Origin of the sequence: Flavobacterium omnivorum (assembly GCF_900099915.1) — a bacterium.
In the GTDB taxonomy this organism is placed as follows: domain Bacteria; phylum Bacteroidota; class Bacteroidia; order Flavobacteriales; family Flavobacteriaceae; genus Flavobacterium; species Flavobacterium omnivorum.
Window position 1 is genome coordinate 57,391 of sequence record NZ_FNDB01000008.1, and the last position, 25,078, is coordinate 82,468.

Genomic DNA, 25,078 nt, shown 5'->3' on the forward strand with positions numbered 1-25,078 from the left:
TCGTAATGAATAAAGCCCATTTTCTATTTCTTTTTGTTTCTCTGCTTTTATTTTCTTGTAAAAAAGAGAATAATCTAGTGCCACGTAAAACAACTGGTAAAATCAACACAATTTCTGTAATTATTGATGATCAGCTGTGGAACGGGGATATTGGTGATAGCATTCGGAACAAGTTTGCATCTCCTGTGATTGGATTGCCACAAGAGGAACCTTTATTCAATATCAATCAATATCCTGTCAAGCTTTTAGAAGGATTTATGACGGATACGCGAGCGATTATCGTGGTGAAAAAGGCAGAAGAAAACAAGTTTGAAATTCGAAAAAACCAATACGCTTCTCCTCAAAATGTATTCCATATTTCTGGAAAAACCAATGCCGATATTCTCGCTTGCATTGAAAAAAATGCGCTGCAAATGGTTCAAATCATTAAACAAGCTGAAATTGCCGAGAGCCAACGAATAAACAGCCTGTCACTAATAGATCCTAAAATTATAGAGAACAAGTTTCACATTAATCTGCAGGTTCCCTCAGGATATGCCTATGTGCTTCAAAAAAGTAATTTTATGTGGCTAAAAAAGGAAATCATAGGGGGGAATACCAGTTTATTGCTCTATCAAGTTCCTTTGAATACCATTAATAAAGAAACTGATTTAATTACCAGTATTATAAAAATGCGGGATTCCATAGGTCATCTGTACATAAGCGGAAAAGAACCAGATACTAACATGATGACGGAAGAGGCCTACGCGCCTTATCTATTTAAGATCGATCTTGACAGAAAAGATACGTATGAAACCAAAGGGACTTGGCAATTAAACAATGATTTTATGTCTGGACCTTTTATCAATTATGCTATTATTGACACCGATTATAACCGAGTTTTGGTTTTGGAAGGGTTTTGTTATGCGCCTTCAAAAGATAAAAGGGATTTAATGCATGAACTCGAATCCATTATAAAATCAGTGGTAGTTGTTAAAAGAGTGCCATAAATTTCTTTACTTTGCATTTTATAAAAAATATCAAAGCATGGCTATACAATGGGAAATAAAGGCATTTGATGTACTTTCTGTTCACGAACTTTACGATTTACTGCGATTGAGAAGCGAAATTTTCGTTGTAGAACAAAATTGTGTTTATTTGGATCTCGACGGAAAAGATAAAGTAGCATTGCATCTTATTGGTTCGTTTGAAGGTAAAATTGTCGCTCATTCCAGATTGTTTAAACCGGGAATCAGTTTTGATAATGCCTCGATTGGGAGGGTAACTGTTGATGCAAATTACCGCGACAGAAAATGGGGGCATGACCTAATGCGGGAATCAATTGCTGGAATTGCGCATCATTTTGGTGAAAGCAAAATCACTATCGGAGCACAATTGTATCTGAAAAAATTCTATGAAAGTCATGGTTTTGTGCAAACTAGCGAAATGTATCTGGAAGATGATATTCCACACATTGAAATGAAACGAGAATAATTAGATTTTCAGAATTACAAACTCAACTCTGCGATCCAGTGCTTCTCCTTGGCCTAAAGGAAATTTGTTTCCACTTCCCACATAATGCATTCTAAGGCTGTTTATTCCCTTATTTATCAGATAGCGATAGACGTTTTTGGCCCTATTTAAAGATAGTTTTCGTTCCTGTGTGTCTTTATCTATGGCGTCTTGGTAATGACTAGGCGTGCAGCATACATGTCCTCTAATTTCGAATTCCATTGTTTTTTGCTGTTGCAAAAGTAGTGCAATGGCATCCAATTCTTTCTTGGACTGTTCCGTTAATTTACTGCTGCCAAGGGCAAAAAGAATCTTTTCCAGATAAATACGATCTCCTGCTTTATGGCTTTCCTGAAATGAAGTATAAATACCCTTACCAAAACTGTTTTTCTTGACAATATATAAGTCGACACGCCTATTTTTTGAACGCGTTTCGGACAGGTTTTCCACCCTATCTTTTTGTACAATTACACGTCCTTTGCCTTCAATAATGACAATCTTATTTTTGTTAAAACCATTTTTCGAAAGAATATTTTGAACCGTAATTACCCTGTTTTTTGATAATTCAAAATTATAATCGTTGGCACCTCGATCATCGCAGTAGCCATAAATTTGTATCGATTCGATTTTGGTTGTATCGGCTTTTTTTATAAAGTCAATTATCGTTTGTACTTGGTCATCGTACAGAGTGAATTTGTCAAATTCAAAATAAACTGTTTCCACAGGTCTTGCTTGAGCGAAAAAATAGCTCGAAAAAAGAAGTAATACTATGGAAAATGCTTGTTTCATTACATTTTTAAAATAGATTGATACGCCGCATTAGTACTCAAAATAGAGGTTGCTTTTTTGATTTCTGAATTATTTTTGGTGTAATATTGATACAATCCTTCTTGGTATTGGTATCTCTTAATAATTTCATCAACCATTAATTTTTTGATTTCTTTTTGATTTTTATCCAACAATGCATTTTCACTTTTTTGAAGAGCAGTAAGCAATTGTTGGTATTCTAGCTGAATAGATTCGTCTAATTTTTCTTTTTTGGCTATAGCCAAAGTATTTTTCAAAGCCAACTCCGTTTCGGTGTCAAAAGAAAATTTTTGTGCTTTCAAGAATTGTTTGAAATCTTCATAATCAGCATCAGTGAGGACCGGAATCTGATTTCCTAAACTCGGATTTTTATAGTAATAAGTTGTGGCATAGTTGAAAATTCCGTCGTTACGCAACAAAGCATTTGTGATAGGACTCGATTTTGTTTCTTCCATTTCCACGTCAGGTTGGATTCCGCCACCGTCATATACAGTTCTTCCCTTTCTGGTTTTAAAAGCATTAAAGTTTTTCTCTTCCGTTTTTAGGGCAATTCCATTTTTGTCTTTTTTTGAATAATCTAATGCTTGAATACACCTGCCAGATGGAGTGTAATAGCGAGAAATGGTTACTTTTAGCTGCGTTCCAAAAGTTAAATCTACCGGTCTTTGCACGAGTCCTTTTCCAAAACTGCGGCTTCCCACCACCACAGCGCGATCTAAATCCTGAAGTGCGCCAGCGACGATTTCAGATGCCGAAGCACTGCGACCATTGACTAGAATGATTAATGGAATTTCAGTATCGACAGGGTCTTTGGTTGTTTTATAGGTGCTGTTGTGTTTCTCTATTTTAGATTTTGTTGTAACAATAATCTCGTTTTTTGAAACAAATAAATTACAAATATTCACAGCCTCATTTAAGAGTCCGCCCGGATTATCTCGTACATCCAATATAATGCGTTCCGCACCTTCTTTTTTTAGCTGTTCCAAAGCTTCTTTAGTTTCCAAGGACGCTTTTTTGTTGAAATGCGATAGTACAATGTAACCGGTTTTGTCATCTATTTTTGCAAAAAAGGGAACCGATTTGATTTCGACTTCGTCCAAAATAATCTGTGTGGTATTTACTTTTCCTTGACGCATGTATTTGACATCAATTTTTGTGTTTTTAGCACCTTTGAAAAGCTGAGAAGCCTCGTCTCTGAAATCAGATAAAAGTACATCGCCTACTTGAATAATTTCATCTCCGGCTTTTAAACCCGCTTTGTCGGCAGGAAAATCTTTATAAGGTTCCTTGACGATTAATTTGTCTTCTTTCCGAGTCAGTAAAGCGCCTATTCCCGTATATTCACCTGTATTGTTTATCTTGAAGCGCACTACGTCTTGCTCGTTAAAGTATACCGTGTACGGATCTAAGTTAGCCAGCATTCCTTTGATGGCCTTGTCCATTAACTCTCCAGGATTTGTTTCATCCACATAATTGCGGTTCAATTCCTTGAAAAGTGTGGTGAATATCTCGATTTGCTTGGCGATTTCGAAAAAATCATCTTTGAAACTACTTCCAAAAAACAGAAATGCCGAAGCGACAACGGGAATTATGAATTTTTTTTTGAGGAAGTTCATGAGTTTAATTAACTAAATTTGAAGTCACTAAAATAAGAATAAATCACCAAATAATTGTGCAGAACGTAATCTAAAGATAACTTTGTTCAATTTACAATCAGTCAAATGTTTAAATTTCAGAAATAGAATCGCTTTCTGATGCTGGTTTTTTAATGTTTTGGGCAATAAACTTCTCAAACAATTGAATGGTTTTGGTATTAATTTCCTCGTAAGTCAATCGGTCCTTTGTTTGGTAAAAAAACATAAAGGAATACGGCTGATCCAGATTGTCTATCAATAGGTGTTTGTTCAGACGATAGGTTTCGCGCAGTACACGTTTGAAATAATTACGGTCTACAGCTTTCTTGAAATTCTTTTTAGAAACCGAAACGCCCATTTTTATTTTTTCTCCCGTCCCCAATCCTGCTGCTTCTGGACGGGATTCTGGTTTACCAAAAGAACCTGCTTTATACACCAATCGCAACGGATATTTGGATACTGATTTCCCTTCAGTAAACAATAATCCAATCGTAATTTTGCTTTTTAGCTTTTCGGTTTTAGGGTAAGTGAAATTCATTTTTATAGAAAAAATTCGTAGTTTTTGACTTGCAAAGTTACGATTAAACGTTGAGTCGGTATATTGTTTCCGATTTAAATACCGCTAAAAATATATTTCTTACTTTTGCCTTAAATTTTTAAGCATGCAAAAACTGATTTCGTATCCTATTTCCGTTATTTATTATTTATGTTTCGGTCTTACTTTGGTTATTTTTCATCCAATACAGTGGATTTGTTTCCACGGCTTTGGCTACCAAGCCCATAAAAAAAGTGTTGATTATCTGAACTTTTTCTTAGTGAAGTGCACAAATCTGTTAGGAACAACGTACAAGTTTGGAAATATTGAAAGTATTCCAAAAAATGTACCATTAATTTTTGTCTCTAATCATCAAAGCATGTACGATATTATTGCTATGATTTGGTTTTTTCGCCGTTTTCATTGTAAATTTGTTAGTAAGAAAGAATTAGGAAGCGGTATTCCAAGTGTATCGTTTAATTTGCGTCACGGAGGTTCAGTGCTTATCGATCGTAAAGATCCCAAACAAGCTATTCCTGCCATTAAAGGATTGGCAGAGTATATTGAAAAACACAACCGTTCAGCCGTTATCTTTCCAGAAGGAACACGAAGTAAGACCGGAAAGCCAAAAGAGTTTTCTCAAACGGGATTGAAAATATTGTGCAAAAACGCACCCTCAGCATATGTGGTTCCCGTAAGTATAAACAATTCTTGGAAAATAGTTAAATACGGGTTTTTCCCCTTAGGTCTAGGAAATCGCCTTACCTTTGTAGTTCATAAACCGTTAGCGGTTGCAGCGTATGATTTTGCGGAGTTAATGGAAAAGACAGAAGCAGCAGTAGTTCAAGGAATAAAAATTTAATTTATATATAATGTCAATAAAAAATATTCGATTAGAAGTAATGCAGTTTTTGGAAAAAAACGTAGACAGCTTTGTCGATCAGTATCTTATTCCAGTAGAAAAAATATGGCAACCAACTGATTTTTTGCCTAATTCTCAAAGTGATACTTTTTTTGATGAGGTCAAAGAATTACGTGAAATTGCAAAAGAATTACCATACGATTTCTGGGTAACATTAGTGGGAGATACTATCACTGAGGAAGCGTTGCCAACTTACGAATCCTGGTTAATGGATGTCGAAGGAATTGATAACGTTGAAAGAAATGGTTGGTCTAAATGGATTAGACAATGGACTGGTGAAGAAAATCGTCATGGTGATTTGTTGAACAAGTATTTGTATTTGTCAGGTCGTGTGAACATGCGTGAAGTTGAAATGACAACACAGCACTTGATCAACGATGGTTTTGATATTGGAACAGGAAGGGATCCTTACAAAAACTTTGTATACACTAGTTTTCAAGAATTAGCAACGTACGTTTCTCATAACCGAGTGGCGCAAATGGCTAAGAAATATGGAGACAACAAATTATCTAAAATGTGCAAAATGATTGCTGGTGACGAAATGCGTCATCATCATGCGTACAGCGAATTTGTAACACGTATTTTTCAAGTAGATCCAAGTGAAATGATGCTTGCTTTTCAATACATGATGAAGGCAAAAATCGTTATGCCTGCGCATTTCTTGAGAGAGTCCGGTGAGAAAATAAGCACTGCTTTCGAACAGTTTTCTGATTCTGCTCAACGTATTGGAGTCTACACCGCAGCCGATTATGTGGATATCATGCAAAAACTAATCGAGAAATGGGAAATTGACAAAATTACAGGGTTGACGGATGAAGCAGAAAAAGCACGTGATTACCTGATGAAATTACCAGCTAGAATGGCCAGAATTTCAGAACGATTGGTAATTCCACAAGAATCCCATATTTTCAAATGGGTGGAGCCTGCTTTAATAAGATAGATTTCTGAATTCTAAATAAAGAATAAAAATGTTGGATTTTGAAGTTGAAGAACTTTGAAATTCAACATTTTTTTTAAATAAAATACAAATGATTAATCCTGACTTAATACCTAAAACGATTCTTTTTGTAAAAGAAAAATTAGAAAATGCCGAAGGAGGACACGACTGGTTTCACATAGAGCGCGTGTACAAAAACACGTTGTTAATTGCTAAAAATGAAGCTTGTAATACTGCAGTTGTGCAACTTGGCGCTTTATTACACGATATTGCCGATAGTAAGTTTCATAATGGTGACGAAACCGTTGGTCCAAGAGTAGCTCGTGAATTTTTAGAATCAGAAAATGTTGATGAAGAAATAATCGAACATGTGGTGAATATTATTGAAAACATCTCCTACAAAGGCGGGAATTTTGAAAAGAAATTCTCCTCCATAGAATTGAATGTGGTTCAGGATGCGGATCGTTTAGACGCGATTGGCGCTATCGGAATCGCCAGAACATTCAATTATGGTGGTTTTAAAAATAGAACGCTCTATGATCCTGAAATAGCGCCAAAATCGAGCATGAGCAAGGAAGAATACAAAAAGAATGATTCGCCAACGCTCAATCACTTCTACGAAAAATTATTACTCTTAAAAGATAAGATGAATACCCAAACCGGAAAACAAATTGCACAAGAAAGACACCGGTACATGGAAGGATTTTTGGCCCAGTTTTATGCGGAATGGGAAGGGGAGAAATAAGATTTTTGATTGTGGATCAACGATTTTAAATTTCAGATATTTTTTCGATTGCTGATTTTAAATCAAAAATCAGCAATCGTTAATTCACAATCTTAAATCGAAATCCCTTTTGTTTTCATTTCTAAAATCACATCTGATGCGTTCTTAAAAGTGGGCGCTTGTTCTATTATGGTTGCGACTCTTTTTTTGTTGAGTTTAAACGTGATATCATTCTCTGTTGTAAATAGTAATGCGGTCAAGAACGGATTATTCATAAAAGGGGCCAATATCATGAAAGCTTCGTCTAAGGTATGAAATGACTCTATTTCTTCCGTTTTGTACTTTGCAGTAAGGGAAAGACTGAAAACATCATTTTCTAATAAAACGGGACGAACATAAATGTTTTTTAGGTCGGTGTCACCTATCGTTTTGGCAAGTGTTAATTTGGCGTAAGTTCCATTTTGAATGCTTTTTTTTACACTCTCCCAAAAAAGAGCAAATACAGGTTGGTATGACATAAGTTTATTTTTAATAAGATTTTTTATTCCGAAACCGGATTGCAAAATTAAGTGTTGTAATTCAAACAATCTCTTTTTGAAGAAAATTATTTTATATCCAAATACTTTAAACAAAAAAGAGAACCAATGTGGCTCTCTTTTGTTTTTATTTCCCAGTAAACACTGCTTTTCTTTTCTCTAAGAAAGCCGTTGTTCCTTCTTTAAAATCTTCTGTCCCAAAACATTTTCCAAAGGCTTTTATTTCGGTTTCAAAGCCGTTTTTTCCTTCTTTGAAATTTGCATTCACTGCTTTTATAGCTTTACCAATTGCGTAAGGAGAATTCTTTATTATTTTATTGGCTACACTCACACAATAATCAAGAAGTTCACCTTCAGGTACAACGTGATTCACTAGACCGGTTCTATAAGCATCTTGTGCGGTTACCATTCCTGCGGTCATAATCATTTCCATCGCACGTCCTTTTCCGATCAATTGTGGCAAACGTTGTGTTCCTCCGTAACCTGGAATTACGCCCAATGAAACTTCAGGCAATCCCATTTTTGCATTTTCCGAAGCGACTCTGAAATGACACGCCATCGCTAATTCTAATCCGCCACCCAATGCAAAACCATTGACTGCTGCAATAACAGGTATTTTTAAATTCTCTATGAAATCAAATAATTTTTCTTGACCTTCTGAAGCTAATTGTGTTCCTTCTTCAATCGAAAAATGAGCAAATTCAGAGATATCAGCTCCGGCTACAAATGCCTTTTCACCGCTTCCTGTTAAAATAATAACACGAATTTCATCATTTTTTCCTAAGTTTTTAAACGCTTTATTCAAATCAGAAATGGTAGCAACATTCAAAGCGTTTAGTTTCGTAGGACGATTGATGGTAATCGTTGCAATGTTATTTTCAGTTGTAATTAAAATATTTTCGTAGTTCATAAGTGTATTTTTAGGTGTTAATTATGGGAAGCGAAACAATAAAAGTGGTTCCTTTTCCAAATTCCGTTTCAAAGGTAATCGTTCCTTTATAATTTTCGATAATGTTTTTTATAATTCCAAGACCAAGTCCCATTCCGCTACTTTTTGTGGTGAATTTTGGTTCAAATATACGGCTGATGTCTTTAGGTTGAATACCGATTCCGTTGTCAGAAACCGTTATTAGTACATTGTTCGTGTCTTTACGAATGCGTACCACAACGGATTTTTCTTCTTGTTGCTCTGGAATCGATTGAATGGCATTTTTTGCCAAATTAGTAATAATTCGAATGAGTTGGGTTCGGTCAATTATCGATATAATTTCGGGAGAATCACTTTTAAATTCAATATATTCCTCGTTGAAAATATCCATAGCCAGCTCTACCACTTCTACCACATTTAAGGTTTCATTTTGCTGTGCAGGCATTGAGGCAAAATTAGAAAAAGCGGAAGCCACCGCACTCATCGTATCAATTTGCTGAATTAGAGTTTCGGAGTAGTCGTTCATTTTCTGTTTCACATTGGGATCCATTGGATCAAATTTTCGCTGGAAACTTTGTACCGTTAGTCGCATTGGTGTAAGCGGATTCTTGATTTCATGCGCTACTTGTTTCGCCATTTCGCGCCAAGCTTCTTCTCGTTCACTTTGGGCCAGTTTTATGGCGCTTTTTTCCAACTTGTCCACCATCCCATTATAGGAATTGATCAAAAGATTGATCTCTTTACTACTGGCTTCCAAAACGATTTTTTCGTTTTTTTGATTCAAGCTTGTTTCACTCAACTTGTCTGAGATTGTTTTTAAAGACTTGGTGATATAGGACGATAGAAAATAAGCAAACGCGAAAGCTATAATAAGCATGAAGGTATAAACTTGACCCAGACGAATTAGAAAACTTTTCAATTCATTTTCATAGTAGCCGTCATCTTCTACATAAGGTAAATTTAAAATCCCTAAAGGTTTAAATTTATCGTCTTTAATTTGGCTAAAAGCGGAACGATTTTTTTTACCATCAATTGTTTTGATATCTACGTATCTTTTTTCAATCGAAGAACGTACGAGTTTCAAAATGTATTTTGGAATCGGGGGTGCTACTTTATCAACAGAGAAGGATTCCTTAGAGGATTTTAGCAACTGTCCTTCCAAGCTATAAATGTTGATTTCAATGTTATGAATGTGAGCTAATTCGTGAATTTTATCTTTAAAAATAAGGTCTAGATTTCCAGAGGTCAGCGGATAAGTCGTGGTGGATAAAATGAAGTTAATGTGTTGCTTTACTGCATTTTCATTTCGTTCCAAGCGCTCTTGGTGGTATTCTTTGGCTTCATTTTTAAATTGGAAAATCGAAATGGAAGCAAGAATCACAGAAGCCATTAATATCAATACAATCATCGAAAGGAAAATCCTGATTCGTAACGATAGCGTTGCTATTTTGAAGCTTTTAAACATATTAAGATTGATTTCTTTCTCTAATTCTTTTGTAAAATTTAAACCCAAGCATAATCAAAATGGAAAACAAGAATATGCCAAGCACACCATAGATCCAATTAACAGCATTTTTTAAAATTACTAAAAATACGACAGCAAAAAGGATAATTGTCGCGCCTTCGTTCCATAAGCGCATGAAAGTTGTGGTGTATTTTACTTTGTCATTTTGTAATTGCTTGAATATTTGTTGGCATTTGGCGTGGTACAAATACAACACAAATACAAAGCCAAGTTTTACATGCATCCACGGCATCTTTAACCACGCTTGGCCCAAATCAGTAAAGAACAACATCCAGAAAGCAAAAATACTGGCTAAAACGGCTGATGGCCAAGTGATAATATACCACAAGCGATAGGTCATTATCTTGTATTGTTTTTGTAAAATTTCTTTCTCTGGCGAAGGTTTTTGAGCCGCCTCTATTTGGTAAACAAATAAGCGCACAATGTAAAATAATCCGGCAAACCATGTGATTACAAAGATTAGGTGCAAGGATTTAAGGTAATTATAATATTCCATCGTTAGTTTGAATCAGTTTTGTATTCATTTCTTTTTTTAGAAAATAGCCAGTTAATAGCGTTGATAAAATATCCGCGATTGGGAATGCAATCCACACGCCAAAAATACCTAAAAAATTTGGTAGAATCAGCACTAACGGAATCAGGAAAAATCCTTGCTTGCTTAGCGTCAAAAGCAATGCTTTTTTTGCTTTTCCGGCCGCTTGAAAATAAGCGGCACCAATGAGTTGAATGGCAATAATTGGCGAAGCAGCGAAAACCCAGCGCAACGCTTCTGGAGTTTGGTCAATTACGAGTGCATCTGTGGTGAAAACAGCAACAATAGGTTTGGCAAAAATTAATATAACCACAAAAATTAATGAAGCTAAAATAGCAGCATATTTTATGGAAAGCAGCACACTTTCTTTGACTCTATCATAATTTCCTGCGCCATAATTAAAACCAGCAATGGGCAAAAATCCCTGTGTAATTCCCAGAATTGGGAACAGAGCAAACATCAGCATCCGGCTGATAATTCCATAAATAGCAACGGAGTGCTCACCGCCATAGGTATACAAAGTGTGATTTAGAATTATGGCTAAAACACTCACTACGCCTTGTCTCGATAACGTTACAAAACTCAACTCCGAAATTTCCTTTACAAGTGGCATTTTGAACTTAAAATGTTTAATTTTTAGCGTTAGGTCGCTTTTAAAAATAAAAAACCAAAGTACAAACAGGAAGCAGGTGAAATAAGAAATGGCTGTTGCCATAGCAGCGCCAAACATTCCTAAATCTAAGTATTTGATGAAGAGAATATCCAATGCGATATTTACAAAAGCAGGGATAATCATGGCGACCATTGCAAACTTGGCTTTGCCTTCTGCCCGAATCACATTGTTGCCCATCATACAAAGAGCTAGAAACGGAACACTAATGATTATGGGAGTAAAAAATTCTTTTGCGGGTTCCATTATGGCTCCTTTTGCACCAAAAAGCATTAGCATTTCATCACTGAAAAAAAGACCAAACAGCACGAAAACTGATGCCAATAAAAAAGTCATCATGATTTGATTGCCAAAAGTGTGTAATGCTTTTTCCTTGTGATTGGCACCCAATGCTCTGGAAAGTACAGAACCTCCGCCCACACCAATCGCCATTCCTAGTGAAGAAATCAAAAAGGTGATAGGCAAAACTACGGTTACAGCAGCTATAGCCAATGAACCGATCCATTGTCCCACAAAAATGGTGTCGATTAAAATATTAACCGACATGAATAAAATTCCAATGGAGGATGGAACGGCTTGCTTGATCAAGAGTTTTTTGATGTCCTGAGTACCTAGCTCATCGGCGGTAACAGCCATTTAAGCGATTGTTTTTTCAACATCAACTTTAATGGATGAAGAGGCATTCGACCAATTTGAAATCCAATTGCTTACTGTTTTACACCAATCGTCACCGTCATTTAAACAAGGAATTGCTTTGAAGTTTTCTCCTCCATGAACTTTAAATTCATGATTGGCTTCCATCGCAATTTCTTCTAATGTTTCTAAACAATCCGATACAAAAGCAGGTGTAACAACAGCCAAATTTTTAATTCCTTTTTCTGGCATTTTGTTTACTTCCACATCAGTATAAGGAGTTAGCCATTTGTCACCTGCTAAACGTGATTGAAAAGTCTGGCTGTATTTTCCTTCTGGGATTCCAAGTAATTTCACTACTTGTTTGGTGGTTTCGTAGCATTGGTGGCGGTAGCAAAATTCATGCGCTGGTGAGGGCGTGTTGCAGCAAGAACCGTCTATTTTACAATGTGATTTGGTAATATCTGTTTTGCGAATGTGACGCTCTGGAATTCCATGGTAAGAGAATAAAAGATGGTCGTAATCATACCCTTCTAAATGTCCTTTTATAGAGTCGGCAAGGTTTTGTAAATAATCAGGTTTATTATAAAAAGCAGGAACAATTGTAAATTTCATTTCTGGGAAATATTTTTTACGGTGCTCTTCAGCTAGTTCTAAAATGGTAGTTGTCGAAGCCATGGCGTGTTGTGGATACAAGGGGAAAAGCAACACTTCAGTTACTCCTTTATCATGTAATTCTTGTAAACCAGATAGCAATGATGGATTTCCATAACGCATGGCCAGTGATACAGGAACATCAACTAATTTTTGTACTTTCTCGTGCATTCTTTTAGAAATAACGACAAGTGGAGACCCTTCATCCCACCATATCTTGGCGTAAGCTGCAGCTGATTTTTTAGGTCTTGTTTGCAAAATGATTCCACGTACTAATAAGGCTCGCAACAAAAACGGAACATCAATTACGTACTTGTCCATTAAAAATTCATCTAAATACGGTTTTACGTCTTTTGCTGTTGGACTTTCTGGGGAACCTAAATTTACTAATAATACACCTTTCATAATTGATATTTTTTTCATTATTGTCATTGCTTCTCCAGTTCGGGTAAACCCTCGTGTCCGAAGAATGAGGAATCTTGGTACAAAAGTACTTAAACTTACTTTTTTATAAATTCCGATTAACTATTTTTTATTTATTGTTTAATATAAGAAATCAATGGATTACGTCATATTTGGGTTGATGGACATCAAGTATTTCTTTGGCGTGGTAGCAAATTTCTTTTTGAATGCGGCTATAAAATGGCTTCCGGTACTGTAGCCAATTTTGAGTCCTACTTCGTTTACGTTGTAGGAACCACTATCGAGTAACTTTCGAGCAAAATCCATTTTGTAGTCAAATAGAAATCCATAGACTGTATCGCCATAAATCTGTTTGAAACCCATTTTTAGTTTCTTTAAATTTAAACCAATTTGATCAGCTAGTTCTTGTAATCCAGGAGGTTCTGCCATGTTAGCAATAATGATTTCTTTGGCTTTCTTAATTTTGATGACATTATCTTCATCAATTAAAAACGGACATTGTTCTGCGTTGGGATCTTCGGTTCTATTGAAGTATAGGCTTAATAACTCGTATCCTTTTCCCTTGTAATACAGGTTTTTTATGGAAGGATGCAAGCTATAATGAAACAATTGAGACAATACAATAGCCATTGATGGACTTATATTTCCCTCATTATAGTATTTTTTATCTTTATTATCGGCGCTTAAGAACGTGATGTAATCTGCTTCGGTCGAAAATAAAGCGTGGAATTTTTTGATGGAAATAATCACAGAAATCACCCAAGAATTTGGTGCCAATTCTAGATTTAAGGGTAGTTCTTTTTGTGGATTGTACAACAGTAGTGATTTCTCCTCTTTCAGTTCTAAAGCGTAGTTGCCTTGATTAAAGATGAATTTGGCGCTTCCTTTTAAACCAAAGTGAAACTGAATTAATCCGCTGCCTACTTCGCGTTGGGCAATAAAGGTATTAATTCCATCATTTTGAAACCGAATGAGCGTAAAATCATCCTCGATTTTTGTAATTTCCTGAGAACCCATAGCGATATTTTTTTAATATAAAAATGATATTTACCAAACCTTTTTATTTAGAACAACTCTAAATAGATTGATTCAAACAACTTGATTTCACTACAAAAATAGAATTTTTTAGCATAAAATACGCAATTAGAACTAAAAAATCACGTAGCGATACAAAAAGAACTTCTAGCGTTACTTTTATAAATACTATAGTGATAATTTTGTTCCACTTTCTGGAAAAGTGCAAATATGGAAAACAAGAACACATTAAAGCATCACTATTTTTACGCAGTTGGATTGAGTTATAAAAAAGCAGATGCTGAGATTAGAGGTAAGTTTAGTTTAGATGCCGCTGCAAAAACGCGTTTACTGGAACAAGCTAAGAATGAAGGAATAGAGAGTTTAATAGTTACTTCAACCTGCAACCGTACTGAAATTTATGGTTATGCAGAACATCCATTTCAATTAATCAAATTAATTTGTGAGAATAGTCAAGGCTCCGTTGAAGCATTTCAAAAGGTGGGTTTTGTCTATAAAAACCAAGAAGCGATCAATCACTTGTTTCGTGTAGGAACTGGTTTAGATAGTCAGATTCTAGGTGATTTTGAAATTATTTCACAAATAAGAAATTCTTTTTCTCAGTCCAAATCTTTGGGTTTAGCCAATGCTTTCATGGAACGATTGGTGAATGCTGTGATTCAAGCCAGTAAAAAAATAAAAACCGATACGGAGATTAGCTCTGGTGCTACCTCGGTTTCTTTTGCAGCAGTGCAATACATTTTCAAAAATGTTGAAGACATAGGAAACAAAAATATTTTATTGTTTGGTACAGGAAAAATTGGTAGAAATACCTGTGAAAATTTAGTAAAACATACTAAAAACGAACACATCACGCTAATTAACCGAACCAAAGAAAAAGCAGAGAAGTTAGCCGGAAAATTGAATTTAATTGTAAAAGATTATTCGGAATTGCATTTGGAACTTCAAAAAGCAGATGTTGTGGTAGTTGCTACTGGTGCTCAAAATCCTACGATAGACAAAGCTATTCTGAATCTGAAAAAACCACTATTGATTTTGGATTTATCTATTCCGAAAAATGTAAATGAAAATGTGGAAGAAATTGAAGGTGTCACACTTGTTCACATGGATTACTTGTCTCAATTAACGGACGAAACTTTAGAAAATAGGAAAAAACACATTCCTGCTGCCGAAGCCATTATAGAAGAAATAAAAGAAGAATTTATCACCTGGACCAAAGGGCGTAAATTTGCTCCAACAATCCATGCATTGAAAGCAAAATTAAATGCAATAAAAATCTCTGAATTGGATTTCCAAAGCAGGAAAATTTCAAACTTCAATGAAGAACAAGCTGAAATCATCAGTAATAGAATTATCCAAAAAATCACCACTCATTTTGCCAATCATTTAAAAGACGATGATACCATGGTGGATGAAAGTATCGAGTGGATTGAGAAAGTTTTCAAAATAGGACTTGCAGCAAAATAAATTTATATAAAACATAATGAATCTTAATTTCGTAATGGTTTTTAATTTTTTATAACCATTAAGAAATCAAAATATAAAAATGGCTGAAAAAACAATACGAATTGGTACCAGAGACAGTGAACTCGCACTTTGGCAAGCACATACGGTAGAAAAAAAACTAAACGATTTAGGGTATAAAACTCAAATTATATCGGTTAAATCTACAGGAGATATCATTCTTGACAAACCACTTTACGAATTAGGAATCACAGGAATTTTTACTAAAACACTCGATGTGGCTATGATAAATGGCGATGTTGATATTGCAGTGCATTCCATGAAAGATGTCCCTACGGCTTTGCCTAAAGGGATTGTTCAAGCAGCAGTTTTAGAGAGAGCCAATACCTTAGATATTTTAGTGCATAAAGGCAATCTTGATTTTCTTAATGAATCAGGAACCATTGCTACGGGAAGTTTACGTCGTCAAGCACAATGGTTAAATAAATACCCAACACACAAAGTAGTTGACTTACGCGGAAATGTAAATTTGCGTATGAAAAAGTTAAACGAAGGAGACTGGAACGGAGCTATTTTTGCTGCGGCTGGTTTAGAAAGAATCAACTTAAAACCGGAGAATTACATTGATTTAGACTGGATGATTCCCGCTCCAGCACAAGGGGCTATGCTTGTTGTTGCCATGCAAAACGATGCGTTTACCTTAGATGCTGTATCACAGCTAAATAATATTGAAACCGAAATCGTAACGTATATAGAACGTCAGTTTTTAAAAACGTTGGAAGGCGGTTGTACGGCACCTATTGGAGCTTTGGCACTTTATGATGAAAAGGAAGATACCCTCCATTTTCAAGGAGTTCTATTTTCGCTTGACGGAAAAGAAAAAATAGAAGTGGATAAAGTAGTTCCTATCGAAGAATGGAAAAAATTAGGTTTCTATTCTGCTCAGGAAGTTTTGAATAATGGTGGAACGAGATTAATGATGGAAATTAAAAATAATTTGAAGAAATAATGGATCAAATAAGCATTTTATCAACCAAAACCTTGTCTGAAGAACAAAGACAAGTATTTCTTGACGCAGATTTCGATCTTTTAGAACAAGATTTTATCGAAATTAAAAACAACCTTTTTCAGTTAGATAAATTCAACGATAATTTGATTTTTAGTAGTCAAAATGCTGTTGTGAGTTTAATGGAACAAAGCGGTTGGGAAATTCTTAGGACTAAAATGGTCTTTTGTGTAGGTATTAAAACTAAAGAATTGCTGGAAGCTAATGGTTTTACGGTTAGTGTCTATATGGATTACGCCTCTGAATTAGCGGAGATAATTACATTAATCTATGGCAAAGAGAGTTATACTTTTTTGAGCGGAAATTTACGTAAGGAAACCTTGCCAGCAGCTTTAAAAAGTGAAGGAATAACATTTAATGAAATAGAAGTGTACCAAACTGCATTAGCGCCTTTCAAAATATCCGATCAGGAAAATTTTGACGGAATAATGTTCTTTAGTCCGTCTGCTGTGGAGAGTTATTTGACAAACAACAAAATCAAAAAGGAAATCTGCTTTTGCGTAGGGAATACTACTGCAAAAGCATTAGAATTAAACAAAGTTAAAAATATTGTAATTGCCGAAATCCCAACAATCGAAGACGTAATTATTGAAGTGATTCAATATTACAACCCGGAAGAAAGTATCGAGCCTACAGCTGAAAATTAAAAAATCCAATAACCTCGCTACGATGGGGAATATAAAAGATAGAATTATGTTAAAGAATGATTTGTTTTTAAGAGCATTAAAAGGAGAAACAGTACAACGTCCACCAGTTTGGATGATGCGTCAAGCCGGAAGATATTTACCAGAATTTATCGCTTTGCGTGATAAATATGATTTTTTCACCCGTTGTCAAACCCCTGAATTAGCTGCCGAAATTACGGTTCAGCCTATTCGTAGAATTGCTCCGGATGCAGCGATTTTATTCTCAGATATCTTGGTAATTCCACAAGCAATGGGAATTGAAGTAGAGATGAAACCTAATTTTGGTCCGTATTTACCCAATCCTATTCGTACGATTCAGGATGTAGAAAAAGTAATCGTTCCAGATGTACATGAAACTTTAGGATACGTTTTTGAGGCTATTAAATTGACTAAAGAAATGTTGAATGATGAGGTGCCGTTAATTGGTTTCGCAGGTTCACCATGGACAATTATGTGTTACGCAGTAGAAGGACAAGGATCTAAAAGTTTTGATAAAGCCAAAGGATTTTGTTTCTCACATCCAGAAGCAGCACATGTTTTATTACAAAAAATCACTGATACGACTATTTTATACCTAAAAGAAAAAGTAAAATCGGGCGTAGATGCCGTTCAAATTTTTGACTCTTGGGGTGGAATGCTATCTCCTGTAGATTATCAAGAATTCTCCTGGAAATACATCAATCAGATCATTGAAGCATTAGCTGATGAGACACCGGTAATTGTTTTCGGAAAAGGATGTTGGTTCGCCTTAGGCGAAATGGGAAAAAGTAGAGCGGCTGCACTTGGAGTAGATTGGACCTGTTCTCCAAGAAATGCACGATACTTGTCAGGTGGAAACATCACGTTGCAAGGAAATTTTGATCCATCTAGGTTGTTGTCTCCAATTCCGGTTATCAAGAAAATGGTACATGAAATGATTGACGAATTCGGAAAAGACAAATACATCGTGAATTTAGGTCACGGAATTTTACCAAATATTCCTGTGGATCACGCGAAAGCGTTTATTGATGCAGTGAAGGAATACAATCAATAATATTTATTTTACTATATTTCCTGCAAGGTTTCTTTTGAACCTTGTAGGTGTTTTTTAAAATTTTGTTCACATGTTTTATACCTACAAGGTTAAAAAAGCCTTGCAGGATCAACTTAAAATGTATGATATGAAATTAGAAGTTTTAGAAAAAGATTGCTATTATCATATTTACAATAAAGGAATTAATGGGGCTCCTATTTTCGAAAATGATGAAAACAAAATTTTCTTTTTAAAACAACTTTCAAAATATTTATTGGGTAAAATCTCAATATTTGGATATTGCTTAATGGATAATCATTTTCATTTGATTATCCGATTAAATAAAGATGCTAAAATAGTGACACAGGCATTTTCTAATTTTTTTAATTCTTATGCTAAAGCTTTTAATAAACATATAGACAGAACTGGAAGCTTATTCGAAAAACATTTTAAGAGGATAATGCTAAACGATGAAAATTATTTGAAACAATTGATAATGTATGTGCATTTGAATCCAAAGCATCACTTAGATTTAAAATTTCAGGATTATAAGTATTCATCATATCAAGCTTTTATTTCGAATAAAGAAACAAAAATAGAGAAAGAAGAAGTGTTGAAGCTGTTTGGAGGTTCAGAAAATTTCATTTTTTGTCACAATCAAAAAAATGATCTTTTAACTAAAAAACACACATTTGAGTAATATTGTGGCAATCCTGCAAGCTTTTTTTAACTCAGTAGCTGTGTTTAGATTAAGGTTATCATTACTAGTTATACCCACAAGGTTTTGGAAACCTTGCAGGAAAGCAAGACGTTTTCGTTTGACAAATTAAATAAGTTAGCTGCTGGAAAAGTAAATTTATAATGAAAGAACAATTTTACAACTACATACAAAACCTTCAAGACCAAATCTGTCAAGGGTTGGAAGCGGTTGAAGGTCAAGCCAAATTTCGTGAAGACCTTTGGGAACGTCCGGAAGGCGGAGGAGGAAGAACCCGCGTGATAGAAAACGGAACAGTTTTCGAAAAAGGCGGCGTTAATATTTCGGCAGTTCACGGGAAATTACCCGAAGCGATGCAAAAGATGTTCAATGTGGGTGAAGCCGATTTTTTTGCCTGCGGACTGAGTTTGGTATTGCATCCAAAAAACCCAATGACACCTACCGTTCATGCCAATTGGCGCTATTTCGAAATGTACGATGACAACGGGAATGTGATTCAGCAATGGTTTGGTGGAGGACAAGATTTAACACCGTATTACTTATTTGAAGAAGATGCCATTCATTTTCATCAGACTTGTAAAACCACTTGCGACAAACATAATCCCGAGTTTTATCCTAAATATAAAAAACAATGTGACGCCTATTTCTGGAACGCTCACCGAAATGAAGCACGCGGAATTGGCGGATTGTTTTTCGATTATTGCAAAGCTACAGATGACATGAGTATGGAGAATTGGTTCAACTTTGTATCTGAAGTCGGCAATAGTTTCCTCGAAGCGTATGTTCCAATAGTAGAAAAACGAAAAAACTTACCGTATACTCCAGAGCAAAGAACGTGGCAGGAAATCCGTCGCGGTCGTTATGTGGAGTTTAATTTAGTACATGACAAAGGCACTTTATTTGGTCTAAAAACCAATGGAAGAATCGAAAGTATTTTGATGAGTTTGCCGCCACATGTGCAATGGGTTTACGATCATCACGCAGAAGCCGGAAGCGAAGAAGAAAAATTAGTAAACGTATTAGAAAATCCAAAAAATTGGATTGCAGATTGATGATTAACGATTTTTGATTTCAGATTTTCTGTTATCAATATTTAGTTTTAAATCATAAATCAGCAATCGCTAATCTAAAATCATAAATCATATGTTCCCATTACACAGAGGTAGAAGATTAAGAACAAACAAATCCATTCGTTCCATAGTTCGTGAAACGACTTTAAGTCCAAGTGATTTCATGTTTCCTATGTTTATTGCTGAAGGCGAAAACTATCAAGTAGAAATCCCTTCCATGCCTGGAATTTTTCGTCGTTCAATTGATTTAACGGTTAAAGAAGTCAAAGAAATTTACGCTTTAGGCATTCGTGCGGTGAATATCTATGTCAAAGTTGATGAAAGTTTAAAAGACAATACCGGAAAAGAAGCTTGGAATCCGCACGGATTAATGCAAAACGCCATTCGTGCTATCAAAGCGGCTTGTCCAGAAATGATCGTTATGCCCGATGTAGCTCTAGATCCGTATTCTATTTATGGTCATGACGGAATTATATCGCAGGGAGATGTAGAAAATGATTCCACCAATGAAGCTTTGGTGAAAATGGCGGTTTCGCATGCACAAGCTGGAGCCGACTTTGTGGCGCCAAGTGATATGATGGACGGTCGTGTGTTGCGCTTGCGCCAAGGGCTAGATGCTGCCGGTTTTCATCACGTAGGCATCATGAGTTACTCCGCTAAATATGCTTCGGCGTTTTACGGACCGTTTCGAGACGCTTTAGACAGCGCGCCAGTAGATTCTACAGATATTCCCAAAGACAAGAAAACGTACCAAATGGATTATGCCAATCGTATCGAAGCCATAAAAGAAGCGTTAATGGATGTCGAGGAAGGTGCTGATATGGTCATGGTGAAACCAGGAATTGCATATCTAGACATTGTACGCGAAGTTAAAAATGCGGTAAATGTGCCTGTAACCGTTTTCCATGTTTCGGGTGAATATGCGATGATCAAAGCCGCTGCCGAAAGAGGTTGGTTGGATCACGATCAGATTATGATGGAACAATTAATGTGTATCAAGCGCGCTGGGGCTAGTTTAATTTCAACTTATTTTGCCAAGGAAGCCGCCGTACTTTTAAATAAATAAACATGAAAAAGCCGATATTATTATTGATTTTATTGGTTTCAAACTTCATTTTTGCTCAAGTTGAGGTAGTTTCCACTTTTGTTGAAAAATGGGATAATTCTAAGGACTATCTTGTAGCGGTAGCTCAAGCCATACCTGAAGAGAAATACGATTACAAGCCCACAGCACGCGAAATGTCGTTTAGAGAGCAATTATTTCATATTCAGGACAATGTGAATTGGTTAATTATAACGCATTTTTCTGGGATAAAATACGATAGCAAAGAGGTAGTTATTGGGTTTTCAAAAGCGCAAATAATTCTAAATATTATAGCTTCATTTGATGCTGCAAAAGCTCGGATCCAAAACACAAAAGAGGCTGAACTTTCTCAAAAAGTAGACTTTTTTGCTGGTCCAAAGTCAAAATTGCAAATACTCAATGTCATGCAAGATCATGTCACGCACCATCGTGCGCAAATTTTGATTTATTTGAATCTCAATCAAATTCAACCTCCAAAGTATGTAGGTTGGTAATTATTTTGTAACTTACAGCCTATCATCAATAGAAAATATCATGAAAAAGACTTTGTTTTTATTTGCGTTTTTAGCGTTCGCTTCTTGTAAAAAAGAAGAAGTCAAAAAAGAACCCTTGTACCCAACCACATCTGAAGAAATAGTGCAAACTCCGGTTCAAACTCCAGTACAATTAGGAGAAGAAATTTTTAATGGTAAAGGAAATTGCGTATCCTGTCATAAAGGTGCTGAAAAGTTAATAGGCCCAAGTTTGCAGGATATTGCCAAGATTTACAAAGATAAAAATGCAAATATGGTCGCGTTTTTAAAAGGAGAAGGTGAACCCATTGTCGATCCAAGTCAATACGAAGTCATGCGAGCAAATTTCGTGATTACCAAAGCCATGTCTGATGAAGAACTACAAGCTTTAGAAGCCTACGTCTATTCACATTTAAAATAAATTACTTTTTTAGGAGCTATTTCCCATTACAAAGATTTAGGGAATGACACAAAAGAATCATGCCTTTATCGGGGCTAAATAGAAAAACCGTTCGTCATTGCGAGTGGTTTTTTTATGCTCAAATTCAGCTGATGCAGATTAATTTTTTACCTTTAAAAAATGGAAACAGCCTACATCAAAACACCTCTAGGAATAGCCGCAATTACTGGCGATGAAAATGGAGTAGCCATAATTTCAGTTACAGATGAAGGAATTGCTTCAACTGAAATCCCTCTTTTTTTACAAATTGCGGTGCAGCAACTCCAAGAATATTTCGATTCTAAAAGAACCGATTTCACTTTTTTACTCAATCCCAAAGGAACTGAATTTCAACAAAAAGTTTGGAAGTCATTAGTAAACATTCCTTTTGGAAAAACAAAAACCTATCTGGAGCAATCCAAAGGTTTAGGAGATGTGAAAGCCATACGGGCTGTGGCTTCAGCCAATGGTAAAAACCCGCTTTGGATTGTTGTTCCTTGCCATCGCGTCATTGGATCAGATGGTTCGCTTACTGGTTACGCTGGTGGTTTATGGCGTAAGAAATGGTTATTGGAACATGAAAACCCAACTACACAACAAAGTTTGTTTCAATAAAATAAATACGAGTTGCATGAATTTTCACTAAATAAAGTTTAAGCTATTTTAATTTGTGAAAATTTGTGTAATTTGTGGTCAAATATGCAAAGATGATCGAAAAAATAAACCTTAATAATATTCTGTTTCTTGATATAGAAACCGTTCCAGAAGCCAAAGATTTTAATGCATTAGATACTGAAATGAAAGACCTTTGGGAGCACAAAACCCAATACCAGCGCAAGGATGAATATACACCCGAAGATTTTTACGATCGAGCGGGAATTTGGGCCGAGTTTGGTAAAATTATTTGTATTTCAGTGGGATATTTTACGATTAAAGGCGATATCCGAAATTTCAGAGTAACTTCTTTTTTTGGAGAAGAAAAGAAATTGCTACTTGACTTTAATAATCTTCTAAATAATCATTTCAACCAGCCGCAACATGTCTTGTGTGGTCACAATGCTAAGGAATTCGATATTCCTTTCCTCGCACGACGTATGATTATCAACCAAATTGAGATTCCAAACAAACTGAATTTATTTGGAAAAAAACCATGGGAAATTCCGCATCTCGATACTTTAGAATTATGGAAGTTTGGTGATTACAAGCATTACACTTCCTTAAAATTGATGTGTAAAGTCCTGGGAATTCCTTCTCCAAAAGGCGATATCGATGGCAGTCAAGTAGGTCATGTTTTTTATGTAGATAAAGATATTGATCGAATCGTAAATTATTGTGAAAAAGATACCATCGCTGTGGCACAAATTTTCCTACGGCTGCGCAGAGAAGATTTGCTGATTGAGGAAGAGATTATTCATGTATAAGAACAATTTCAATCACAGCAACTTTTTAAGTTATAAAAGGGTAGTGTACTTCGCGAATCCCTTTGCGTACTTTGCGGTTAAATTTTTTACATTTACAAAAATTATAAGTTATGGTATTGAGTAGATTTTGGTTGGTCATTTTTATTTCAGCAATTGTATTTGTAATGTTTAGTTTGTTTTCCGGAGAGAGTTATACTATTGACCACGTTTTGAATGGAAAGAAAGATGATCCTATACTAATTTCCGAAAAATTCGTAGAAGAACTTCCGGCCTTTATTAGAGACAGCATTAGAAAAGTTCCAGAACAAACCATGATTATCAATCGCGATACGCTAAATGCGGACACGACTTATGTTTATAAAAACAAAACGGTAAAAATTTATAGTGGCGTTCAAAAATCAGATGGCTTGTTGCCAACCTGTAAAAGTACTTTGTTGGATTTAATCATTCCGCTTATTGCTTATTTGGCTTTTTTCTGCGGTTTAATGGAACTTTTGATCATTTCTGGAGCTTCTGGAAAGCTAGCTAAAGGATTGAGTCCTGTTTTTGTTAAAGTGTTTCCGAGTATTCCTAAAGACCATCCGTCCATATCTTATATGACGTTAAACTTCGCTGCTAATTTCTTGGGATTGGATTCAGCTGCGACTCCTTTTGGCCTGAAAGCCATGGAAAGTTTACAAGAGATAAACCCAGATAAAGACAAAGCCAGTGATGCTCAAATTATGTTCATGTGTTTGCATGCCTCGGGTCTTACGTTGATTGCTACTTCTATTATTGGGTATCGCGCTGCCGCAAATGCCAGCAATCCGGCGGATGTCATGTTGCCTTGCATCATCACTTCTTTTATTGGTACGATTGCCGCTTTTCTAATTGTTGGGATCAAACAGAAAATTAATTTCAAAAGTGCTTCTTTGGTACTCGTATTGATTACATTAATAGCAGGAATAATTGGATTGTTGATGTACGTGAATCATCTTGATTTGATTGGGAAAAACTATTTTACGTCTAATCTTTCGGCTTTAATTTTGATAGGAATTATTGCTTTTACTTTGATTTTTTCATTCTTAAACGAAAAGAAATTTACTACTGCTAATACAACGGTGTTTGATTCTTTTGTAGTAGGAGCTAACAACGGGGTAAAAACCGGCGTGACTATTTTTCCTTATGTTTTGGGAATGTTGGTGGCTATTTCGTTATTTAGAAATAGTGGATTATTTGAAATTATTAGCAATTGGATTGCTTTCATTTTTTCTAATATGGGAGTAAATAAGCAAATTACGGATGCTTTGCCAGTAGCATTACTGCGTCCTTTTAGCTCTGCGGGATCTAGAGGGTTTTTGATTGATTCTATGAATACCTTTGGAGCCGACTCTTTAACGGCAAGATTGAGTAGTATTTTTCAATGCAGTGCCGAAAGCACTTTTTATGTAATTGCCGTTTATTTTGGTTCGGTTAATATCAAAAACACCCGTTATGCATTAGGAACAATGCTTTTAGTTGATTTGATTTGTGTCATTACAGCAATTTTTGTTGCCACGTGGTTTTTTTAGTAGCAGCATAAGAATCAATTGCGTAGTCTAAGTACGCCGTTGTTTCGCATAATTTATAACTGGAGTGATT

27 protein-coding genes are annotated in these 25,078 nt (G+C 35.6%); 17 read left to right on the top strand and 10 right to left on the bottom strand.

What is annotated here, in order from left to right; genetic code table 11:
- Positions 1–5: 5 nt before the first annotated feature.
- On the top strand, positions 6–989 hold the full coding sequence (locus BLS90_RS09670) for a DUF4837 family protein (protein ID WP_091257443.1): 984 nt from the start codon (positions 6–8) through the stop codon (positions 987–989).
- 37 nt (positions 990–1,026) lie between these two features.
- A complete protein-coding gene (locus BLS90_RS09675) occupies positions 1,027–1,473 on the top strand; it encodes a GNAT family N-acetyltransferase (RefSeq protein ID WP_091257444.1) in 447 nt (148 codons plus the stop codon).
- Here BLS90_RS09675 and BLS90_RS09680 read toward each other — a convergent pair whose 3' ends face one another.
- From BLS90_RS09680 to BLS90_RS09690, 3 genes are all read right to left on the bottom strand, one after another.
- Entirely contained in the window at positions 1,474–2,280 is an 807-nt protein-coding gene (locus BLS90_RS09680; protein WP_091257445.1) for an OmpA family protein, read from the bottom strand.
- Positions 2,280–3,914: a S41 family peptidase gene (locus BLS90_RS09685; protein ID WP_091257446.1), complete on the bottom strand. Its 1,635-nt coding sequence runs from the start codon at positions 3,912–3,914 to the stop codon at positions 2,280–2,282. Before BLS90_RS09685 ends, BLS90_RS09680 begins: the two co-directional genes overlap by 1 nt.
- Positions 3,915–4,023: 109 nt before the next feature.
- Positions 4,024–4,470 carry a ribonuclease P protein component gene (locus tag BLS90_RS09690; protein WP_091257447.1) on the bottom strand — a complete coding sequence of 149 codons (447 nt, stop codon included), beginning with the start codon at positions 4,468–4,470 and terminating at the stop codon, positions 4,024–4,026.
- 124 nt (positions 4,471–4,594) lie between these two features.
- On the opposite strand from BLS90_RS09690, the gene BLS90_RS09695 reads away from it, so the two are divergent.
- The 3 genes from BLS90_RS09695 (at position 4,595) to BLS90_RS09705 (ending at position 7,071) form a co-directional block, all read left to right on the top strand.
- On the top strand, positions 4,595–5,329 hold the full coding sequence (locus tag BLS90_RS09695) for a lysophospholipid acyltransferase family protein (RefSeq protein ID WP_091257448.1): 735 nt from the start codon (positions 4,595–4,597) through the stop codon (positions 5,327–5,329).
- Positions 5,330–5,339: 10 nt separating this feature from the next.
- A complete protein-coding gene (locus tag BLS90_RS09700) occupies positions 5,340–6,329 on the top strand; it encodes an acyl-ACP desaturase (protein WP_091257449.1) in 990 nt (329 codons plus the stop codon).
- An 88-nt stretch (positions 6,330–6,417) separates the two neighbouring features.
- On the top strand, positions 6,418–7,071 hold the full coding sequence (locus BLS90_RS09705) for an HD domain-containing protein (protein ID WP_091257450.1): 654 nt from the start codon (positions 6,418–6,420) through the stop codon (positions 7,069–7,071).
- A gap of 92 nt (positions 7,072–7,163) precedes the next feature.
- Here BLS90_RS09705 and BLS90_RS17395 read toward each other — a convergent pair whose 3' ends face one another.
- The 7 genes from BLS90_RS17395 to BLS90_RS09740 all read right to left on the bottom strand — a co-directional run bounded on the left by BLS90_RS17395 (position 7,164) and on the right by BLS90_RS09740 (position 13,968).
- Positions 7,164–7,568 carry a hypothetical protein gene (locus BLS90_RS17395; protein ID WP_091257506.1) on the bottom strand — a complete coding sequence of 135 codons (405 nt, stop codon included), beginning with the start codon at positions 7,566–7,568 and terminating at the stop codon, positions 7,164–7,166.
- 145 nt (positions 7,569–7,713) lie between these two features.
- Entirely contained in the window at positions 7,714–8,496 is a 783-nt protein-coding gene (locus BLS90_RS09715; protein WP_091257451.1) for an enoyl-CoA hydratase/isomerase family protein, read from the bottom strand.
- Positions 8,497–8,506: 10 nt separating this feature from the next.
- The gene (locus BLS90_RS09720) at positions 8,507–9,979 is read right to left on the bottom strand and encodes a sensor histidine kinase (RefSeq protein WP_394331028.1); all 1,473 of its coding nucleotides are present in this window, start codon (positions 9,977–9,979) and stop codon (positions 8,507–8,509) included.
- A 1-nt stretch (position 9,980) separates the two neighbouring features.
- A complete protein-coding gene (locus BLS90_RS09725) occupies positions 9,981–10,535 on the bottom strand; it encodes a CopD family protein (protein WP_091257452.1) in 555 nt (184 codons plus the stop codon).
- Positions 10,522–11,877 carry an MATE family efflux transporter gene (locus tag BLS90_RS09730; protein WP_091257453.1) on the bottom strand — a complete coding sequence of 452 codons (1,356 nt, stop codon included), beginning with the start codon at positions 11,875–11,877 and terminating at the stop codon, positions 10,522–10,524. Before BLS90_RS09730 ends, BLS90_RS09725 begins: the two co-directional genes overlap by 14 nt.
- Entirely contained in the window at positions 11,878–12,933 is a 1,056-nt protein-coding gene (hemH, locus tag BLS90_RS09735) for a ferrochelatase (RefSeq protein WP_073353347.1), read from the bottom strand.
- 159 nt (positions 12,934–13,092) lie between these two features.
- The gene (locus BLS90_RS09740) at positions 13,093–13,968 is read right to left on the bottom strand and encodes a helix-turn-helix domain-containing protein (RefSeq protein ID WP_091257454.1); all 876 of its coding nucleotides are present in this window, start codon (positions 13,966–13,968) and stop codon (positions 13,093–13,095) included.
- Between the two features lie 228 nt (positions 13,969–14,196).
- Here BLS90_RS09740 and hemA point away from each other — a divergent pair, with 228 nt between their 5' ends.
- The 12 genes from hemA to BLS90_RS09800 all read left to right on the top strand — a co-directional run bounded on the left by hemA (position 14,197) and on the right by BLS90_RS09800 (position 25,008).
- Positions 14,197–15,453, top strand: coding sequence for a glutamyl-tRNA reductase (hemA, locus tag BLS90_RS09745; protein WP_091257455.1), 1,257 nt, complete (start codon positions 14,197–14,199; stop codon positions 15,451–15,453).
- A 79-nt stretch (positions 15,454–15,532) separates the two neighbouring features.
- A complete protein-coding gene (gene hemC / locus BLS90_RS09750; protein WP_091257456.1) occupies positions 15,533–16,459 on the top strand; it encodes a hydroxymethylbilane synthase in 927 nt (308 codons plus the stop codon).
- On the top strand, positions 16,459–17,163 hold the full coding sequence (locus tag BLS90_RS09755) for a uroporphyrinogen-III synthase (protein ID WP_091257457.1): 705 nt from the start codon (positions 16,459–16,461) through the stop codon (positions 17,161–17,163). The genes hemC and BLS90_RS09755 overlap by 1 nt, the downstream gene beginning before the upstream one ends.
- 46 nt (positions 17,164–17,209) lie before the next feature.
- Positions 17,210–18,235, top strand: a complete 1,026-nt coding sequence (gene hemE / locus BLS90_RS09760) for a uroporphyrinogen decarboxylase (protein ID WP_091257508.1) — start codon at positions 17,210–17,212, stop codon at positions 18,233–18,235.
- Positions 18,236–18,305: 70 nt separating this feature from the next.
- Positions 18,306–18,914 (top strand): hypothetical protein, encoded by a 609-nt coding sequence (locus tag BLS90_RS09765; RefSeq protein WP_245705082.1) that lies wholly within the window; start codon positions 18,306–18,308, stop codon positions 18,912–18,914.
- Positions 18,915–19,075: 161 nt separating this feature from the next.
- A complete protein-coding gene (gene hemF, locus BLS90_RS09770; protein ID WP_091257458.1) occupies positions 19,076–19,984 on the top strand; it encodes an oxygen-dependent coproporphyrinogen oxidase in 909 nt (302 codons plus the stop codon).
- 91 nt (positions 19,985–20,075) lie between these two features.
- Positions 20,076–21,068, top strand: coding sequence for a porphobilinogen synthase (hemB, locus tag BLS90_RS09775; RefSeq protein WP_091257459.1), 993 nt, complete (start codon positions 20,076–20,078; stop codon positions 21,066–21,068).
- Positions 21,069–21,070: 2 nt separating this feature from the next.
- Positions 21,071–21,580 carry a DinB family protein gene (locus BLS90_RS09780; protein WP_091257460.1) on the top strand — a complete coding sequence of 170 codons (510 nt, stop codon included), beginning with the start codon at positions 21,071–21,073 and terminating at the stop codon, positions 21,578–21,580.
- A gap of 40 nt (positions 21,581–21,620) precedes the next feature.
- Entirely contained in the window at positions 21,621–22,019 is a 399-nt protein-coding gene (locus tag BLS90_RS09785; RefSeq protein WP_091257461.1) for a c-type cytochrome, read from the top strand.
- 159 nt (positions 22,020–22,178) lie between these two features.
- Entirely contained in the window at positions 22,179–22,652 is a 474-nt protein-coding gene (locus BLS90_RS09790) for a methylated-DNA--[protein]-cysteine S-methyltransferase (protein WP_091257462.1), read from the top strand.
- Positions 22,653–22,744: 92 nt separating this feature from the next.
- Positions 22,745–23,458: a 3'-5' exonuclease gene (locus tag BLS90_RS09795; RefSeq protein WP_091257463.1), complete on the top strand. Its 714-nt coding sequence runs from the start codon at positions 22,745–22,747 to the stop codon at positions 23,456–23,458.
- A 110-nt stretch (positions 23,459–23,568) separates the two neighbouring features.
- Entirely contained in the window at positions 23,569–25,008 is a 1,440-nt protein-coding gene (locus tag BLS90_RS09800; RefSeq protein ID WP_091257464.1) for a nucleoside recognition domain-containing protein, read from the top strand.
- The last annotated feature ends 70 nt before the right edge of the window (positions 25,009–25,078 follow it).